This window comes from Pseudomonas sp. ZS1P83 (genome assembly GCF_054897825.1).
In genome coordinates this window covers 4,602,812-4,620,646 of the sequence record NZ_CM142706.1, presented here as the reverse complement: position 1 = coordinate 4,620,646, position 17,835 = coordinate 4,602,812, and the positions used below count along the sequence as shown (strand labels likewise).

Below are 17,835 nucleotides of genomic sequence, written 5' to 3'. Positions count from 1 at the left end.
AAACGAGCGAAGGCGACCCCTGGGGTCGCCTTCGTGCTTTCTGTCGGTCTTAAATCTTCGCAGTGACGACCATTTTCCTGGCATGAGCCAGGGATTCCTTGGTGAGGTCGATACCTCCCAGCATTCGCGCCACTTCTTCGACGCGATCATTCTTGCTCAGTTTGGAGACGGCTGTGTGAGTAGCATCCTCGCCGCGCACTTTGTGTACGAATAGATGCTGATGACCCTGCGCCGCAACTTGCGGCAAGTGAGTGACCGTCAGGACCTGCCCGCGCTCCCCAAGTCGACGCAGCAATTGGCCGACGATCTCGGCAGTAGGGCCGCCGATGCCCACGTCCACTTCGTCGAACACCAAGGTCGGTACACGCGAGGTCTGCGCGGTGATCACTTGAATCGCCAGACTGATCCGTGACAGCTCGCCGCCGGATGCGACTTTTGCCAAGGCTTTCAGCGGTTGCCCCGGGTTGGCGCTCACGAGCAGTTCTACCTGCTCAAGTCCATTGGGCAGGAGTTCATCGCTGCTGTTGGGGCGCAGTTCGATGGAGAAACGGCCGCCGGGCATGCCCAGTCGCTGGATTTCCTGCTCCACGGCGCCAGCCAGGCTGCTCGACGCCTGATGGCGTAAATCGCTCAGCTCACGAGCCTTCTCCTGATAATGACGGGCATAGGAGGCCAGTTCATCGCTCAGTCGCTCGATGGATTCGTCGTTGGCATTCAGGGTTTCAATTTCATCCAGCAAGCGCTGCTGCATCTCGGCCACTTCGGTCGGCTGGATGCGGTGTTTGCGCGCCATGGTGTAGATCGCATCAAGGCGTTCTTCCAGGTACTGAAGACGCGCGGGATCGGCATCGAAGTTATCAAGGAAGCGGTTCAGTTCCCCCACGGCTTCTTCAACCTGGATCTGCGCACTGGTCAGCAGGCTACTGGCCTCGCCCAGGGCCCCAATCGAATTGTTGACGCTCGAAAGGCGGTTGAGGCTGGCGGTGAGGGCGTTCAGCACATTGCCGGAATCACTTTCGCTGCATTGCTCGACTACTTGCCGGCAAATGCCCAGCAGGGTTTCGGCGTTGGTCAGGTTCTTGTGTTCCTGTTCCAACTGCTCCAGCTCGTTTTCGCCGAGGCCGAGGTTTTCCAGTTCTTCGAGTTGATAGCTGAGCAATTGATGGCGAGCGCGCTGTTCGTCGCCGGAATTGGAGAGACGTTCCAGTTCCTGGCGGGTCTGGCGCCAACGTTGGGCGGCAAGGTGTACCTGACGGGCAAGGTCCGTTGCGCCGGCGTACTCGTCGAGCAGGCGGCGGTGCGTGTCGGTCTTGAGCAGTGATTGGTGTTCATGCTGACTGTGTATGTCGATCAGCAGCTCGCCCAGGGCCTTGAGATCGCCGAGGGGGCAAGGTGTGCCATTGATGTAGCCGCGCGAGCGTCCTTCGGCGGTGATCACCCGGCGCAGGATGCACGGGCCGTCACTCTCCAGGTCGCGCTCGGCCAGCCACGCGCTGGCTTCCGGAATATCGACCAGGTCGAAGGTTGCCAGGATATCGGCTTTTTCTGCGCCAGGACGGACCACGCCGCTGTCGGCGCGATCGCCCAGGGTCAGGCCTAGGGCGTCGAGCATGATCGACTTGCCGGCGCCGGTCTCCCCTGTGATCACGCTCATCCCGCGATCGAGTTCGAGATCGAGATGTTCAACGATGGCGTAGTTATGTACGGACAGATGCACCAGCATAAAGGCCGCTCCCAGGCTTTAGGTCTGGTTATTTATACAGTGTTTTGTTTCTGCCTGACAATGCCCTCCCTTAGCTCGATTTGCTTGGTCCGACGAAATCCTTAGTGCGCCCGGGAATGACAATGCAGCTGTTTTTTGTAGGGTTAATCAATAAGCGGCCCTTGAAGCTGGATTTTGCGGCCCCATATAGCTGGGCAGAAGCGCGAGTTGAGCTCGCGGACGATATTGAAAGGGGAAATCTATGGCTGACGAACAGACAGTGGATACGCAAAATCTAGACGCCGATCAGGCTGCCCAGGATTCGGGTAATGAACTGGCGGCTCGTGTTCAAGTGCTCGAAGAGCAATTGGCTGGCGCTCATGATCAGGCTTTGCGTGTAGCGGCTGACCTGCAGAACGTCCGCCGTCGCGCCGAACAGGATGTCGAAAAGGCTCACAAGTTCGCGCTGGAAAAATTCGCCGGTGACTTGTTGCCGATCATCGACAGCCTGGAGCGCGGTCTGGAGTTGTCCAATCCGGATGACGAAAGCATCCGTCCAATGCGCGAAGGCATTGAGCTGACCCTGAAAATGTTCCAGGACACCCTGAAGCGTTATCAGCTGGAAGCGATCGATCCGCATGGCGAACCGTTCAATGCCGTTCAGCATCAGGCAATGGCCATGCAGGAAAGCGCCGACGTCGAGCCGAACAGCGTGCTCAAGGTGTTCCAGAAGGGCTATCAGCTCAACGGTCGCCTGCTGCGCCCGGCCATGGTCGTGGTCAGCAAGGCTCCTGCGCCAGTTTCGCCTTCGATTGACGAGCAGGCTTGAAATTAGCCGCAAGGCCCCCATTTAGAAGTCAAGCGTTTAAGTGCTACCGCAGTTAGCCACCACTGCTGCGGCATCCAAATCCAAAGTTTCGGGAGAGTGAACATGGGCAAAATTATCGGTATCGACCTGGGGACTACCAACTCCTGCGTCTCCGTGCTGGAAAACGGCAAAGCCAAAGTTATTGAAAACGCTGAAGGCGCGCGCACCACGCCGTCGATCATCGCTTATGCCAACGATGGCGAAATTCTCGTAGGCCAGTCGGCCAAGCGTCAGGCAGTGACCAATCCGCACAACACCCTGTACGCGGTGAAGCGTTTGATCGGTCGCAAGTTCGACGAAGAAGTCGTACAGAAAGACATCAAGATGGTCCCGTACAAAATCGCCAAGGCTGACAACGGCGACGCGTGGGTTGAAGTGAACGGCCAGAAAATGTCGCCGCCACAAATCTCGGCTGAAATTCTGAAGAAAATGAAGAAGACTGCCGAAGACTACCTCGGCGAGCCAGTGACCGAAGCGGTGATCACCGTTCCGGCCTACTTCAACGACAGCCAGCGTCAAGCGACCAAAGACGCCGGCCGCATCGCGGGCCTGGACGTAAAACGTATCATCAACGAACCAACCGCAGCCGCTCTGGCTTACGGTATGGACAAGGCGAAGGGCGATCACACCGTGATCGTTTACGACTTGGGCGGCGGTACTTTCGACGTTTCCGTGATCGAAATCGCTGAAGTCGATGGCGAGCACCAGTTCGAAGTGTTGGCCACCAACGGTGACACCTTCCTGGGCGGTGAAGACTTTGACATTCGTCTGATCGACTACCTCGTTGACGAATTCAAGAAAGAAAGCGGCATGAACCTTAAGGGTGACCCGCTGGCCATGCAGCGCCTGAAAGAAGCCGCTGAAAAATCCAAGATCGAACTGTCCTCGAGCATGTCGACCGACGTGAACCTGCCGTACATCACTGCAGACGCCACCGGTCCTAAGCACTTGAACGTGAAAATCTCCCGCGCCAAGCTCGAAGCGCTGGTAGAAGACCTGGTTCAACGGACCATCGAACCTTGCCGCATCGCTCTGAAAGATTCCGGCATCGACATTGGCGCCATCAACGACGTGATCCTGGTGGGCGGTCAAACCCGTATGCCACTGGTTCAGAAGCTGGTGACCGAATTCTTCGGTAAAGAAGCACGTAAAGACGTGAACCCGGACGAAGCCGTTGCCATGGGTGCTGCTATCCAGGGCGCAGTATTGGCCGGTGACGTGAAAGACGTTCTGCTGCTCGACGTCAGCCCGCTGACCCTGGGTATCGAAACCATGGGTGGCGTGATGACTGCGCTGATCGAAAAAAACACCACGATTCCTACCAAGAAATCGCAAGTGTTCTCGACTGCCGACGACAACCAGGGCGCTGTGACCATTCACGTGCTGCAAGGTGAGCGTAAGCAAGCTGCTCAGAACAAGTCTCTGGGCAAGTTCGACCTGGCCGAGATTCCACCAGCACCACGTGGCGTGCCACAAATTGAAGTGACCTTCGACATCGACGCCAACGGCATTCTGCACGTGGGCGCCAAAGACAAGGCTACCGGCAAGACTCAGTCGATCGTGATCAAGGCTAACTCCGGTCTGTCCGAGGAAGAGATTCAGCAGATGATTCGCGATGCTGAAGCCAACGTCGACGCAGATCGCCAGTTCGAAGAGTTGGCCGCTGCTCGTAACCAGGGCGATGCGCTGGTTCACTCGACGCGCAAAATGGTCGCTGACGCTGGCGACAAAGTGACCGCTGAAGAGAAGACTGCAATCGAAGCCGCAGTAGTTGCCCTGGAAGCCGCCGTCAAAGGCGACGACAAGGCTGCTATCGACGCCAAGGTTGAAGAATTGTCGAAAGTCTCCGCGCCAGTGGCTCAGAAAATGTACGCCGAGCAGGCTCAGCCAGCTGAAGGCGCTGCACCACACGACGAAAAAGCTGAAAAGGCTGACGACGTTGTCGACGCTGAGTTTGAAGAAGTCAAAGACCACAAGTAAGTTGTTGGTCGCCCGGTTGACTGCCTTTAGGCGGTGACTGGTAGGATGTCGCCGCGCGGGAGCTTGCTCCCGCGTTGGCGTGTCTGGAGTTAGTGAATTTTTACAGCATGCGACAAGGCTCGTGTGTTGGCGGTATGGCCGGGAATGCTCCTGCTTTTCGAGCCGAAAGTACCGCATTGAATCAAAGACCAGGATCGTTGAATTGACGTGAGTTGGGTCCGGGCCTGTATTGGGGCTCAACGAGTTTGGCGAGGCTCAGGAGAGGTTTGCCGAACGTCCTTAAGAGTGCAAAGACTTATGGCAAAGCGTGACTATTACGAAGTGTTGGGTGTTGAGCGCGGCTCAAGCGAAGCGGACCTGAAAAAGGCCTACCGTCGCCTGGCGATGAAGCACCACCCGGACCGTAATCCCGATGACAAAGCGTCGGAAGATATGTTCAAAGAGGCCAACGAGGCCTACGAAGTACTGTCCGATTCCAGCAAGCGCGCGGCCTACGACCAGTATGGTCATGCCGGTGTCGACCCGAGCATGGGCGGCGGCGGTGCCGGGTTTGGCGGTCAGAACTTCTCCGATATCTTTGGTGATGTCTTCAGTGACTTCTTCGGCGGCGGTCGCGGCGGTTCTCGCGGCGGTGCTCAGCGCGGCAGCGACCTGCGTTACACCCTGGAACTGAACCTGGAAGAGGCGGTGCGCGGTACGACCGTGAATATCCGCGTTCCGACACTGGTCAACTGCAAGCCGTGCGACGGTTCGGGTGCCAAGAAAGGCTCCGCGCCTATCACCTGCCCGACTTGCGGCGGTATCGGCCAGGTGCGCATGCAGCAAGGCTTCTTCTCGGTGCAGCAAACCTGCCCGCGTTGCCATGGTCAGGGCAAGATCATTTCCGATCCGTGCGATTCCTGCCACGGCCAGGGCCGTGTCGAAGAGTACAAAACCCTCTCGGTGAAAGTGCCGGCCGGTGTCGATACCGGGGATCGCATTCGTCTGTCCGGCGAAGGTGAGGCGGGTGCTCAGGGTGGTCCGACGGGCGACCTGTACGTGGTGATCAACGTGCGCGAGCACGCGATCTTCCAGCGCGACGGCAAGCATCTGTTCTGTGAAGTGCCGATCAGCTTTGTCGATGCGGCGTTGGGCGGCGAGTTGGAGATTCCGACCCTTGACGGTCGGGTCAAACTGAAAATCCCGGAAGGGACTCAGACCGGCAAGCAGTTCCGTGTTCGCGGCAAAGGCGTTGCGCCGGTGCGTGGTGGTGGTGCTGGCGACCTGATGTGCCGTGTGGCGGTCGAAACTCCGGTCAACCTGGGTCGTCGTCAGCGCGAATTGCTCGAAGAGTTCCGCAGCTCCCTGGCGGATGACAACAGCCATTCGCCTAAAACCACCGGTTGGTTCGAAGGCGTGAAGCGCTTCTTCGGCGATTTGTAAGGAGTGAGCATGCGACGTATTGCGGTGATGGGCGCTGCCGGGCGCATGGGCAAGATTCTGGTCGAGGCGGTGCAGCAACGCGCGCCGCTGACCGGTCTGACGGCGGCCATCGTGCGCCCTGGCAGTACGCTGATTGGCGTGGATGCCGGTGAGCTGGCCTCGCTCGGGCGTATCGGCGTGCCGCTGTCAGGTCATGTGGAAGCCGTGGCTGAAGAGTTTGATGTGTTGATCGACTTCACGCTTCCGGAAGTCATGCTGAAAAACCTGGCGTTCTGTCGTAAGGCAGGCAAAGCCATGGTGATCGGCACAACCGGGCTGGATGCGGCGCAAAAGCAGTTGCTGGCCGAGGCGGGCAAAGATATTCCGATCGTGTTCGCTGCCAATTTCAGCGTGGGTGTGAACCTCTCGTTGAAGCTGCTCGACATGGCGGCTCGTGTGCTGGGTGATGAGGCGGATATCGAAATCATCGAGGCGCATCATCGGCACAAGATCGATGCGCCTTCAGGTACGGCCCTGCGCATGGGCGAAGTCATCGCAAGCGCCCTGGGTCGTGATCTGCAGAAGGTTGCGGTCTATGGTCGAGAAGGCCATACCGGCGCTCGCGAGCGTGAAACAATCGGCTTTGCCACTGTTCGCGGCGGTGATGTGGTTGGCGATCATACGGCGCTGTTCGCCTGTGAGGGTGAGCGACTGGAGATTACGCATAAAGCGTCCAGTCGCATGACCTTCGCCAAAGGCGCGGTACGTGCTGCGTTGTGGCTGGATGGTCGTGAGCCGGGTCTTTACGACATGCAAGACGTGCTCGACCTGCGTTAAGATGCGCCCGAAATCGGGTTCAAACCCAGCGTTTGAGCCCGGTTTTACAACGCCAAGCGACGTCCTGTCGCATTCCTCGGCCTTTAAGGCTCATTGGCGGTAGACCAAAAATGCCTTTTTCTGTAAGCTACAGCTTTAGTGTGTCCACTAAAAGCGCGCAGAATAATTCAGTGAAGAAGCGGGGTGACGTGTCCATACGTCACTCCGCTTTTTTACAACCTGCGATCGCCCTTTCAGGCTTTATTTACGGGAGGTCTTCTTGACTAAGCCAGCCATACTCGCCCTTGCTGATGGCAGCATTTTTCGCGGCGAAGCCATTGGAGCCGACGGTCAAACCGTTGGTGAGGTGGTGTTCAACACCGCCATGACCGGCTATCAGGAAATCCTTACCGATCCTTCCTACGCCCAACAGATCGTTACCCTGACTTACCCGCACATCGGCAACACCGGTACTACACCGGAAGACGCCGAGTCCGACCGCGTCTGGTCCGCTGGCCTGGTCATCCGTGACCTGCCACTGGTTGCGAGTAACTGGCGTAACACGATGTCCCTGTCCGATTACCTGAAAGCCAACAATGTTGTGGCGATCGCTGGTATCGACACTCGCCGCCTGACACGCATCCTGCGTGAGAAAGGCGCGCAGAACGGCTGCATCATGGCCGGTGACAACATTTCCGAAGAAGCCGCCATTGCCGCCGCTCAGGGTTTCCCTGGCCTCAAAGGCATGGACTTGGCGAAGGTTGTCAGCACCAAAGAGAAATACGAGTGGCGCTCGACTGTCTGGGATCTGAAAACCGACAGCCACGCGACCCTCTCAGCCTCTGAGCTGCCCTACCACGTGGTTGCCTACGACTACGGCGTCAAACTGAACATCCTGCGCATGCTGGTCGAGCGCGGTTGCCGCGTCACCGTGGTGCCGGCACAGACGCCAGCTGCTGAAGCCCTGGCTCTGAAACCGGACGGCGTGTTCCTGTCCAACGGCCCTGGTGATCCGGAGCCTTGCGACTATGCGATCCAGGCGATCAAAGACGTGCTGGAGACCGAGATTCCGGTCTTCGGTATCTGCCTTGGTCACCAGCTGCTGGCCCTGGCCTCCGGCGCCAAGACCCTGAAAATGGGTCACGGCCACCACGGTGCCAACCACCCGGTCCAGGATCTGGACACCGGCGTTGTGATGATCACCAGCCAGAACCACGGTTTTGCGGTAGACGAAGCCACCCTGCCAGCCAACGTTCGCGCGATTCACAAATCGCTGTTCGACGGCACCCTGCAAGGGATCGAGCGTACCGACAAGAGCGCCTTCAGCTTCCAGGGTCACCCTGAAGCCAGCCCTGGCCCGAACGACGTAGCACCACTGTTCGATCGCTTCATCAACGAAATGGCCAAGCGACGCTGATCGCTCGCCTTGATGCAGCAAAGCTTGAGGGTGGTCCCGACATCGGCGGCCCCCTCAAGGCTTCACAGATTGAACAAGACGGCTTGCCGACTGACCTGCGGATTTGAGTGACAAACCCATGCCAAAACGTACAGACATAAAAAGCATCCTGATTCTCGGCGCTGGCCCGATTGTGATCGGCCAGGCCTGTGAATTCGACTACTCCGGCGCCCAGGCCTGTAAAGCCCTGCGCGAGGAGGGTTACCGCGTCATCCTGGTGAACTCCAACCCAGCGACCATCATGACCGACCCGGACATGGCTGACGCCACCTACATCGAGCCGATCAAGTGGCAGACCGTTGCCAAGATCATCGAGAAAGAGCGTCCGGACGCGCTGCTGCCAACCATGGGTGGCCAGACCGCTCTGAACTGCGCACTGGACCTGGAGCGCGAAGGCATTCTGGAGAAGTTCGGCGTAGAGATGATCGGCGCCAACGCTGACACCATCGACAAGGCTGAAGACCGTTCGCGCTTCGACAAGGCGATGAAATCCATCGGTCTGGACTGCCCGCGTTCGGGTATCGCCCACAGCATGGAAGAGGCCAACGTGGTCCTCGAGAAGCTTGGCTTCCCGTGCATCATCCGTCCGTCCTTCACCATGGGCGGCACCGGTGGCGGTATCGCTTACAACCGTGAAGAGTTCGAAGAAATCTGCGCCCGTGGTCTGGACCTGTCGCCGACCAAAGAACTGCTGATCGACGAATCCCTGATCGGCTGGAAAGAATACGAGATGGAGGTTGTCCGTGATAAGAAGGACAACTGCATCATCGTCTGCTCCATCGAAAACTTTGACCCGATGGGTGTGCACACCGGTGACTCGATCACTGTTGCGCCAGCACAGACCCTGACGGACAAGGAATATCAGATCATGCGTAACGCCTCCCTGGCGGTACTGCGTGAGATTGGCGTGGAAACCGGTGGCTCCAACGTCCAGTTCGGCATCTGCCCGGACACCGGTCGCATGGTTGTGATCGAGATGAACCCGCGGGTATCTCGTTCCTCGGCACTGGCCTCCAAGGCCACCGGCTTCCCGATCGCCCGGGTCGCGGCCAAACTGGCAATCGGCTACACCCTCGACGAACTGCAGAACGAAATCACCGGCGGCAAGACCCCGGCGTCCTTCGAGCCGTCCATCGACTACGTCGTTACCAAGCTGCCACGCTTCGCCTTCGAGAAATTCCCGAAAGCCGACGCACGCCTCACCACTCAAATGAAGTCGGTCGGTGAAGTCATGGCCATCGGCCGGACTTTCCAGGAATCCCTGCAGAAAGCCCTGCGCGGCCTGGAAGTTGGCGTTTGCGGTCTGGACGAGAAGCTCGACCTGAGCAACCCGGAAAGCATGAGCGTGCTCAAGCGTGAGCTGACCGTGCCGGGCGCCGAGCGTATCTGGTACGTGGCTGACGCCTTCCGTGCTGGCCTGTCGGTCGAAGACATCTTCGGCATGAACATGATCGACCCGTGGTTCCTGGTGCAGATCGAAGATCTGGTCAAGGAAGAAGAGAAGGTGAAGACCCTGGGGCTGGCCAGCATCGACCGCGACATGATGTTCCGCCTCAAGCGCAAAGGCTTCTCCGACATGCGTCTGGCCAAGCTGCTGGGCGTGACCGAGAAAAACCTGCGTCGCCACCGTCACAAGCTGGAAATCTTCCCGGTCTACAAGCGCGTTGACACCTGCGCGGCCGAGTTCGCCACCGACACCGCCTACCTCTACTCGACTTACGAGGAAGAGTGCGAAGCCGCACCGTCGGGCCGCGACAAAATCATGATCCTCGGCGGCGGTCCTAACCGTATCGGCCAAGGCATCGAGTTCGACTACTGCTGCGTACACGCGGCGCTGGCCCTGCGCGCCGACGGTTACGAGACCATCATGGTCAACTGCAACCCGGAAACCGTCTCCACCGACTACGACACCTCCGATCGCCTGTACTTCGAACCAGTCACCCTGGAAGACGTGCTGGAAATCGTCCGCGTCGAGAAGCCGAAAGGCGTGATCGTCCAGTATGGCGGCCAGACCCCGTTGAAACTGGCGCGTGCCCTGGAAGAAGCTGGCGTGCCGATCATCGGCACCAGCCCTGACGCTATTGACCGTGCCGAAGACCGTGAGCGCTTCCAGCAAATGGTTGAGCGCCTGAACCTGCGCCAGCCGCCAAACGCCACCGTGCGCAGCGAAGACGAAGCGATTCGTGCCGCCGCGAAGATCGGTTACCCGCTGGTGGTTCGTCCGTCCTACGTATTGGGCGGTCGCGCAATGGAAATCGTCTACGAAGAAGAAGAGCTGAAACGCTACCTGCGCGACGCGGTGAAAGTGTCCAACGACAGCCCGGTGCTGCTCGACCACTTCCTCAACTGCGCCATCGAAATGGACGTAGATGCAGTTTGCGACGGCACCGATGTGGTGATCGGCGCGATCATGCAGCACATCGAGCAGGCCGGCGTTCACTCCGGTGACTCCGCATGCTCCCTGCCGCCGTACTCGCTGCCTGCACACATTCAGGACGAGATGCGCGAACAGGTCAAGAAAATGGCCCTGGAACTGGGCGTTGTCGGCCTGATGAACGTTCAGTTGGCGCTGCAAGGCGAAGACATCTACGTCATCGAAGTCAACCCGCGCGCTTCCCGTACCGTACCGTTCGTGTCCAAGTGCATCGGTGTTTCCCTGGCGATGATCGCGGCACGCGTGATGGCTGGTAAAACACTGAAGGAAATTGGCTTCACCAAAGAAATCATTCCGAACTTCTACAGCGTGAAAGAGGCGGTATTCCCATTCGCCAAATTCCCTGGTGTGGACCCGATCCTGGGCCCAGAGATGAAGTCCACCGGTGAAGTGATGGGCGTGGGTGACACCTTCGGTGAAGCGTTTGCCAAAGCCCAAATGGGCGCCAGCGAAGTGCTGCCGACTGGCGGTACCGCGTTCATCAGCGTGCGTGATGACGACAAGCCACTGGTTGCAGGCGTGGCCCGTGATCTGATCAACTTGGGCTTCGAAGTGGTCGCCACTGCCGGTACTGCCAAGCTGATCGAAGCCGCAGGCCTGAAAGTGCGTCGTGTGAACAAGGTGACCGAAGGTCGTCCGCACGTGGTTGACATGATCAAGAATGACGAAGTCACCCTGATCATCAACACCACCGAAGGTCGTCAGTCGATCGCTGATTCGTACTCCATTCGTCGTAATGCCTTGCAGCACAAGATCTACTGCACCACCACCATTGCTGCTGGCGAAGCCATCTGCGAAGCGCTGAAGTTCGGTCCCGAGAAGACCGTGCGCCGCTTGCAGGATCTACACGCAGGATTGAAGGCATGATCAAATACCCGATGACCGTCCAGGGCGCAAAAGCCCTGGAAGAAGAACACGCTCACCTGACCAAAGTCGTCCGTCCGAAGCTTAGCCAGGACATCGGCACGGCCCGCGAGTTGGGTGACTTGAAGGAAAACGCCGAATACCACGCTGCTCGCGAGCAGCAGGGTATGGTCGAGGCTCGGATCCGTGACATCGAAGGCCGCATGCAGAACGCGGTGATTATTGATGTCACGACCATTCCTCATACTGGCAAAGTGATCTTCGGCACCACCGTTGAAATCGCCAACGTCGAGACGGATGAGCGCGTCACTTACCACATCGTGGGTGAGGATGAAGCTGACTTCAAACTCGGCAAGATTTCGGTCGGTTCACCACTGTCCCGCGCCTTGATTGCCAAGGAAGAGGGTGACGTGGTTGCCGTGAAAACGCCGGGTGGCGTTATCGAGTACGAGATTGTCGAAGTCCGCCACCTCTGAAAGAAGGCGCCCGCTCCGTGCGGGCGCCATGCTTTGGCAGCTGACTCAGATGTTGTGGGTTGGCGGCCTGTGGCTGTTACACATCGGTCTGCTGCCGGTGCTGGGCCAGATAGGTCTGGCGCCGCTGCTGATCGACGAAATTGCAGGCATGCTGAATGCGCTGATGGTGGGTTTCGCCACAGCGTGTGTGATTTTTCAGGCTTTGGTGCTGATTCAGGCCGAGGGCCTTGTCAGTCTATGGCGCGATATTCGTGGGCAACTGCTGATGATGGCGCTGTATGCGTGTGCGATGTTTTTCGCGGTGCGCGTCGGTTGGCCGGATGCAGTGCGCTGGCAGGTGTTCAGCTATCTTGTTCTGGGCTTTTCCGGGCTGGTGCTGGTGTTGCAACCGCTGCCTGGAGGGAGTGGCAGGGTGCGCGAAGCACACCCTTGACCCTTGCCATCACTTGAAACGATGGACGTTCGACAGCTGCTTGTTGACGCTGAAGTTCTTGCGGTAAATCAGTGCCATCTTGCCGATGACTTGAACCAGATCCCCTTTGCCGACCTTGCAGAGTTCTGCAATGGTCGCCAAGCGCGATTCGCGATCAAGGATGTTGAGCTTGATTTTGATCAGCTCGTGATCCGCTAAAGCGCGTTCAAGTTCGGCTAACACACCTTCAGTCAAACCGTTGTCAGCCACAGTCAAAACTGGTTTCAGATGGTGGCCAATGGATTTGTACTGTTTCTTCTGCTCTTGAGTGAGCGGCATAATCTGACCCCTGCGTCTGATCTTGTAAAAAGCGGCGGCCAGTTTACCCGAGCGAGTCCGGGACCGCCCAGTTAATCACGACCCGTTTTATTTTCGAGGTGGCCCGTGGCCCGTTCCAAGACAAGTCTTAAATGGCTGCAAGAGCATTTCAACGACCCATTCGTCAAAATGGCGCAAAAAGATGGGTATCGTTCTCGTGCCAGCTACAAGCTGCTGGAGATCCAGGACAGAGACCGTTTGATCCGTCCAGGCATGAGCGTGATCGACCTGGGCGCCGCCCCGGGTGGCTGGTCCCAGGTGACCAGTCGTCTGATCGGTGGGCAAGGTACGCTGATTGCTTCTGACATCCTTGAAATGGACAGCATCCCTGATGTGACCTTCATTCAGGGCGACTTTACCGAGGACGCCGTGCTGGCGCAGATTCTCGAAGCTGTCGGAAAAAACGAGGTAGACCTTGTGATTTCCGATATGGCCCCCAATATGAGTGGATTGGCGTCTGTTGATATGCCGCGATCGATGTTCCTGTGCGAGTTGGCGCTGGATCTGGCGACTCGGGTGTTGAAGCCCGGTGGTGATTTCTTGATCAAGGTCTTCCAGGGTGAAGGTTTCGACGAATATCACAAAAGCGTTCGCCAGCAATTCGAGAAGGTCACGACGCGCAAGCCTAAATCGTCGCGCGATCGCTCTCGTGAGCAGTACCTGCTGGCTCGTGGTTTCCGCGGTCGCAGCGAGGAGTAAGAGGTTTTTCGACCGGGGTGATAGGTTTTTAGTATTTCGCCCCGTGAGCATTAGCGAATAGTGTGTAGAAAGTGTTTCACAAAGGGTTACAGACGGCGCCTGCCAGAGCCGTAGGTAATGTAGTAAGTTAGGCCGGTGAATATCATGCGAAGCGCGCGCCATTAGCGGAGCTTGCTTCAGAGGGTAGTTAATTGAACGATATGGCAAAGAATCTGATCCTGTGGTTGATCATCGCGGCTGTCCTGGTGACGGTGATGAACAACTTCTCCAGTCCTAACGAGCCGCAGACCCTCAACTATTCCGACTTCATCCAGCAGGTCAAGGATGGCAAGGTCGAGCGCGTAGCAGTTGACGGCTATGTGATTACCGGCAAACGCAACGATGGCGACAGCTTCAAGACCATTCGTCCTGCAATCCAGGACAACGGTCTGATCGGCGACCTCGTGGATAACCATGTTGTGGTCGAAGGCAAGCAGCCTGAGCAGCAAAGCATCTGGACTCAACTGCTGGTCGCAAGCTTCCCGATCCTGGTGATCATCGCCGTGTTCATGTTTTTCATGCGGCAGATGCAGGGCGGTGCCGGTGGCAAGGGCGGGCCGATGAGCTTCGGCAAGAGCAAAGCACGCCTGCTCTCCGAAGATCAGGTGAAAACCACCTTGGGTGACGTTGCCGGTTGCGACGAAGCCAAGGAAGAAGTCGGTGAACTGGTCGAGTTCCTGCGTGATCCGGGCAAATTCCAGCGTCTGGGCGGCCGCATTCCACGTGGCGTGCTGATGGTGGGGCCTCCGGGTACCGGTAAAACCTTGCTGGCCAAGGCGATTGCCGGCGAAGCGAAAGTGCCGTTCTTCACCATTTCCGGTTCCGATTTCGTCGAGATGTTTGTCGGTGTCGGTGCCAGCCGTGTTCGTGACATGTTTGAACAGGCCAAGAAACACGCTCCATGCATCATCTTCATCGATGAAATCGACGCCGTCGGTCGTCATCGTGGTGCCGGCATGGGTGGCGGTCATGACGAGCGCGAACAGACTCTCAACCAGTTGCTGGTAGAGATGGACGGCTTCGAAATGAATGACGGCATCATCGTCATCGCTGCAACCAACCGTCCAGACGTACTGGACCCGGCATTACTGCGTCCGGGCCGTTTCGACCGTCAGGTTGTCGTCGGTCTGCCGGATATCCGTGGTCGCGAGCAGATTCTCAAAGTTCACATGCGCAAAGTGCCAATGGGTGACGACGTCGCTCCGGCCGTGATCGCTCGCGGTACTCCTGGTTTCTCCGGTGCCGACCTGGCCAACCTGGTGAACGAGGCGTCGTTGTTTGCAGCCCGTACTGGCAAGCGCATCGTCGAAATGAAAGAGTTCGAGTTGGCCAAAGACAAGATCATGATGGGCGCTGAGCGCAAATCCATGGTCATGTCCGAGAAAGAGAAGCGGAACACTGCTTACCACGAAGCAGGCCACGCTATTGTTGGTCGCGTGGTGCCTGAGCATGATCCGGTCTACAAGGTGTCAATCATCCCGCGCGGTCGTGCGCTGGGTGTGACGATGTTCCTGCCGGAAGAAGATCGCTACAGCCTGTCCAAGCGTGCGTTGATCAGCCAGATCTGCTCGTTGTACGGCGGCCGTATTGCTGAAGAAATGACCTTGGGCTTCGACGGCGTCACCACCGGTGCGTCAAACGACATCATGCGTGCCAGTCAGATTGCACGGAACATGGTGACCAAGTGGGGCTTGTCGGAAAAACTCGGCCCGTTGATGTACGCCGAAGACGAGGGCGAAGTGTTCCTCGGTCGCGGCGGTGGTGGTCAGGGTGCAAGCTTCTCCGGTGAGACAGCCAAACTGATCGATTCCGAAGTGCGCAGCATCATTGATCAGTGCTACGGCACGGCCAAGCAGATCCTCACGGATAACCGTGACAAGCTCGACGCCATGGCCGATGCCCTGATGAAGTATGAAACGATCGATGCCGATCAGATCGACGACATCATGGCAGGTCGTACACCTCGCGAGCCTCGCGACTGGTCAGGAGACAGCACCGGTACTTCCGGAACACCTCCGACGGTGCAGGGTGAGCGTCCGGAGACACCTATCGGTGGTCCGGCTGCTGACGTTTAAGGTTTGAAATGACTTCTGTTCTGTCCTCGACCCGGTTGCCTTGCGGCAACCGGGTTCTTGATTTGGCCCGGACGCATGTCATGGGTATTCTCAATGTCACTCCCGATTCCTTCTCTGACGGTGGCCAATACAGCCAGCTCGATGCGGCCTTGCGCCATGCTGAGGCTATGGTGGCGGCCGGCGCGACCCTGATCGACGTCGGTGGCGAATCGACCCGGCCTGGTGCCAGGGTGGTTTCACCGCTGGAAGAGCTGGAGCGCGTAGCACCCATCGTCGAGCGAATTCATCGCGAACTGGACGTGATTATCTCGGTCGATACGTCCACGCCAGCCGTCATGCGCGAAACCGCACGACTTGGGGCTGGATTGATCAATGACGTGCGCTCGTTGCGGCGCGATGGCGCTCTGGATGCGGCCGCGGCCACGGGGCTGCCGGTCTGTCTGATGCATATGCTCGGTGAGCCAGGCGACATGCAGGACAATCCGCAGTATCAGGACGTCACGAAAGAGGTGGGCGAGTTTCTCGCCGCGCGCATGGCTCAGTGTGCATCGGTAGGAATTACAGCTGAGCGGATCATTCTTGATCCGGGCTTTGGTTTCGCAAAAAACTTGCAGCACAATCTAAGCTTGTTCAAGCATATGGAGGCGCTGCATGCCTTGGGGCGGCCCCTGTTGGTTGGGGTTTCGCGAAAGAGCATGATAGGTCAGGCCTTGAATCGTCCGGTTGGAGAGCGTCTGTATGGTGGTCTGGCGCTTGCGGCGCTGGCTTCGGTCAAGGGTGCGCGTATATTGCGCGTCCATGATGTGGCCGAAACCGTCGATGTGGTGAGGATGATCGCCGCAGTGGAATCAGCCGAATAAACGATGGAGTACTTATGACTAAAAAATACTTTGGCACCGACGGCATTCGTGGTCGAGTCGGCGAGTACCCGATTACTCCTGACTTCATGCTCAAGCTCGGCTGGGCTGCAGGCATGGCATTCCGCAAAATGGGCGCCTGCAAGGTATTGGTGGGCAAAGACACCCGGATCTCCGGCTATATGTTCGAATCGGCGCTCGAGGCCGGGCTTACGTCGGCAGGTGCGGATGTCATGCTCCTGGGTCCGATGCCGACACCGGCTATCGCCTACCTGACACGTACCTTCCATGCCGAAGCGGGTATCGTGATCAGTGCCTCGCACAACCCTCACGATGACAACGGCATCAAATTTTTCTCTGGAAAGGGCACCAAGCTTCCGGATGAAGTCGAGCTGATGATCGAAGAGTTGCTCGACACCCCGATGACTGTGGTTGAGTCGAGCAAGATCGGCAAGGTATCGCGAATCAACGATGCCTCGGGCCGTTATATCGAATTCTGCAAGAGCAGCGTTCCTACCGGCACCAGTTTTGCCGGGCTGAAGATCGTGATCGACTGCGCCCACGGTGCGACCTATAAAGTGGCGCCTAGTGTGTTCCGTGAGCTGGGGGCCGATGTCGTTGTGCTTTCTGCTCATCCTAATGGCCTGAACATCAATGAGAATTGCGGTTCGACCCATATGGAGCCTTTGCAAGCTGCTGTATTGGCTGAACATGCTGATTTGGGTATTGCCTTTGATGGTGATGGTGATCGAGTCCAGATGGTCGATCACACTGGCGCAGTAGTCGACGGCGATGAGTTGCTGTTCATCATTGCTCGCGATCTGCATGAGCGCGGCAAGTTGCAGGGTGGTGTAGTCGGGACGTTGATGAGTAACCTGGGGCTGGAACTGGCCCTGGCGGATCTGGCGATTCCTTTTGTGCGCGCCAATGTCGGTGACCGATATGTGATCGCCGACCTGTTGGAACGCAACTGGCTCGTAGGTGGTGAAAACTCAGGGCATATCGTCTGCTTCAATCACACCACGACGGGTGACGCGATTATTGCTGCGCTGCAGGTGCTGATGGCGCTGAAGCGTCGCTCCGAGGGTCTTGCTCAAGCCCGTCAGGCATTGCGCAAATGCCCTCAAGTGCTGATCAACGTGCGTTTCGGCGGTGGTGCAAGCCCCCTTGATCATCCCTCGGTCAAAGAGGCCAGCGAACGTGTTACCAAGGCTATGGCTGGTCGTGGTCGCGTGCTGTTGCGCAAGTCCGGGACGGAGCCGCTGGTGCGGGTCATGGTCGAAGGCGAGGACGAAACACAGGTTCGCGGCTACGCCGAAGAGTTGGCAAAACTGGTTACTGAAGTTTCTGCCTGATTTCGGCTTGCCAGCCATGATTG

Annotated in this window: 14 protein-coding genes; 12 read left to right on the top strand and 2 right to left on the bottom strand. The window is 57.9% G+C overall.

The window, feature by feature from the left end:
• Positions 1-49: 49 nt before the first annotated feature.
• Positions 50-1,723, bottom strand: a complete 1,674-nt coding sequence (gene recN / locus ACYZT0_RS21855) for a DNA repair protein RecN (protein WP_462042953.1) — start codon at positions 1,721-1,723, stop codon at positions 50-52.
• A 241-nt stretch (positions 1,724-1,964) separates the two neighbouring features.
• Between recN and grpE the strand changes: the two genes are divergently transcribed.
• The 8 genes from grpE (at position 1,965) to ACYZT0_RS21815 (ending at position 12,430) form a co-directional block, all read left to right on the top strand.
• A complete protein-coding gene (gene grpE / locus ACYZT0_RS21850) occupies positions 1,965-2,531 on the top strand; it encodes a nucleotide exchange factor GrpE (protein WP_131060792.1) in 567 nt (188 codons plus the stop codon).
• A gap of 102 nt (positions 2,532-2,633) precedes the next feature.
• Positions 2,634-4,550 (top strand): molecular chaperone DnaK, encoded by a 1,917-nt coding sequence (gene dnaK, locus ACYZT0_RS21845; protein ID WP_462042952.1) that lies wholly within the window; start codon positions 2,634-2,636, stop codon positions 4,548-4,550.
• A 297-nt stretch (positions 4,551-4,847) separates the two neighbouring features.
• Positions 4,848-5,972 carry a molecular chaperone DnaJ gene (gene dnaJ / locus ACYZT0_RS21840; protein ID WP_462042951.1) on the top strand — a complete coding sequence of 375 codons (1,125 nt, stop codon included), beginning with the start codon at positions 4,848-4,850 and terminating at the stop codon, positions 5,970-5,972.
• Between the two features lie 9 nt (positions 5,973-5,981).
• A complete protein-coding gene (dapB, locus tag ACYZT0_RS21835; RefSeq protein ID WP_462042950.1) occupies positions 5,982-6,788 on the top strand; it encodes a 4-hydroxy-tetrahydrodipicolinate reductase in 807 nt (268 codons plus the stop codon).
• 259 nt (positions 6,789-7,047) lie between these two features.
• Positions 7,048-8,184, top strand: coding sequence for a glutamine-hydrolyzing carbamoyl-phosphate synthase small subunit (gene carA, locus ACYZT0_RS21830; protein ID WP_462042949.1), 1,137 nt, complete (start codon positions 7,048-7,050; stop codon positions 8,182-8,184).
• 118 nt (positions 8,185-8,302) lie between these two features.
• Complete coding sequence (gene carB, locus ACYZT0_RS21825; protein ID WP_462042948.1) at positions 8,303-11,524, top strand: carbamoyl-phosphate synthase large subunit; 3,222 nt, start codon at positions 8,303-8,305, stop codon at positions 11,522-11,524.
• Positions 11,521-11,997: a transcription elongation factor GreA gene (gene greA / locus ACYZT0_RS21820; RefSeq protein WP_282374966.1), complete on the top strand. Its 477-nt coding sequence runs from the start codon at positions 11,521-11,523 to the stop codon at positions 11,995-11,997. The genes carB and greA overlap by 4 nt, the downstream gene beginning before the upstream one ends.
• A gap of 28 nt (positions 11,998-12,025) precedes the next feature.
• Complete coding sequence (locus tag ACYZT0_RS21815; protein WP_462042947.1) at positions 12,026-12,430, top strand: MFS transporter; 405 nt, start codon at positions 12,026-12,028, stop codon at positions 12,428-12,430.
• 9 nt (positions 12,431-12,439) lie between these two features.
• On the opposite strand, the gene ACYZT0_RS21810 is transcribed toward ACYZT0_RS21815, so the two are convergent.
• Positions 12,440-12,748: a YhbY family RNA-binding protein gene (locus ACYZT0_RS21810; protein ID WP_282374969.1), complete on the bottom strand. Its 309-nt coding sequence runs from the start codon at positions 12,746-12,748 to the stop codon at positions 12,440-12,442.
• Positions 12,749-12,853: 105 nt separating this feature from the next.
• On the opposite strand from ACYZT0_RS21810, the gene rlmE reads away from it, so the two are divergent.
• The 4 genes from rlmE (at position 12,854) to glmM (ending at position 17,812) form a co-directional block, all read left to right on the top strand.
• Positions 12,854-13,486 (top strand): 23S rRNA (uridine(2552)-2'-O)-methyltransferase RlmE, encoded by a 633-nt coding sequence (gene rlmE, locus ACYZT0_RS21805; RefSeq protein ID WP_282374971.1) that lies wholly within the window; start codon positions 12,854-12,856, stop codon positions 13,484-13,486.
• A gap of 200 nt (positions 13,487-13,686) precedes the next feature.
• Positions 13,687-15,600, top strand: coding sequence for an ATP-dependent zinc metalloprotease FtsH (gene ftsH / locus ACYZT0_RS21800; protein WP_462042946.1), 1,914 nt, complete (start codon positions 13,687-13,689; stop codon positions 15,598-15,600).
• A gap of 8 nt (positions 15,601-15,608) precedes the next feature.
• Positions 15,609-16,460 (top strand): dihydropteroate synthase, encoded by an 852-nt coding sequence (folP, locus tag ACYZT0_RS21795; RefSeq protein WP_462042945.1) that lies wholly within the window; start codon positions 15,609-15,611, stop codon positions 16,458-16,460.
• Between the two features lie 14 nt (positions 16,461-16,474).
• A complete protein-coding gene (gene glmM / locus ACYZT0_RS21790; RefSeq protein ID WP_462042944.1) occupies positions 16,475-17,812 on the top strand; it encodes a phosphoglucosamine mutase in 1,338 nt (445 codons plus the stop codon).
• Positions 17,813-17,835: the final 23 nt, after the last annotated feature.

What these genes read in the sequence shown, in the direction of transcription:
- recN (WP_462042953.1), bottom strand. Translation starts at nt 1,723, where the DNA reads ATGCTGGTGCATCTGTCCGTACATAACTACGCCATCGTTGAACATCTC.
- grpE (WP_131060792.1), top strand. Translation starts at nt 1,965, where the DNA reads ATGGCTGACGAACAGACAGTGGATACGCAAAATCTAGACGCCGATCAG.
- dnaK (WP_462042952.1), top strand. Translation starts at nt 2,634, where the DNA reads ATGGGCAAAATTATCGGTATCGACCTGGGGACTACCAACTCCTGCGTC.
- dnaJ (WP_462042951.1), top strand. Translation starts at nt 4,848, where the DNA reads ATGGCAAAGCGTGACTATTACGAAGTGTTGGGTGTTGAGCGCGGCTCA.
- dapB (WP_462042950.1), top strand. Translation starts at nt 5,982, where the DNA reads ATGCGACGTATTGCGGTGATGGGCGCTGCCGGGCGCATGGGCAAGATT.
- carB (WP_462042948.1), top strand. Translation starts at nt 8,303, where the DNA reads ATGCCAAAACGTACAGACATAAAAAGCATCCTGATTCTCGGCGCTGGC.
- greA (WP_282374966.1), top strand. Translation starts at nt 11,521, where the DNA reads ATGATCAAATACCCGATGACCGTCCAGGGCGCAAAAGCCCTGGAAGAA.
- ACYZT0_RS21815 (WP_462042947.1), top strand. Translation starts at nt 12,026, where the DNA reads ATGCTTTGGCAGCTGACTCAGATGTTGTGGGTTGGCGGCCTGTGGCTG.
- ACYZT0_RS21810 (WP_282374969.1), bottom strand. Translation starts at nt 12,748, where the DNA reads ATGCCGCTCACTCAAGAGCAGAAGAAACAGTACAAATCCATTGGCCAC.
- ftsH (WP_462042946.1), top strand. Translation starts at nt 13,687, where the DNA reads ATGGCAAAGAATCTGATCCTGTGGTTGATCATCGCGGCTGTCCTGGTG.
- folP (WP_462042945.1), top strand. Translation starts at nt 15,609, where the DNA reads ATGACTTCTGTTCTGTCCTCGACCCGGTTGCCTTGCGGCAACCGGGTT.
- glmM (WP_462042944.1), top strand. Translation starts at nt 16,475, where the DNA reads ATGACTAAAAAATACTTTGGCACCGACGGCATTCGTGGTCGAGTCGGC.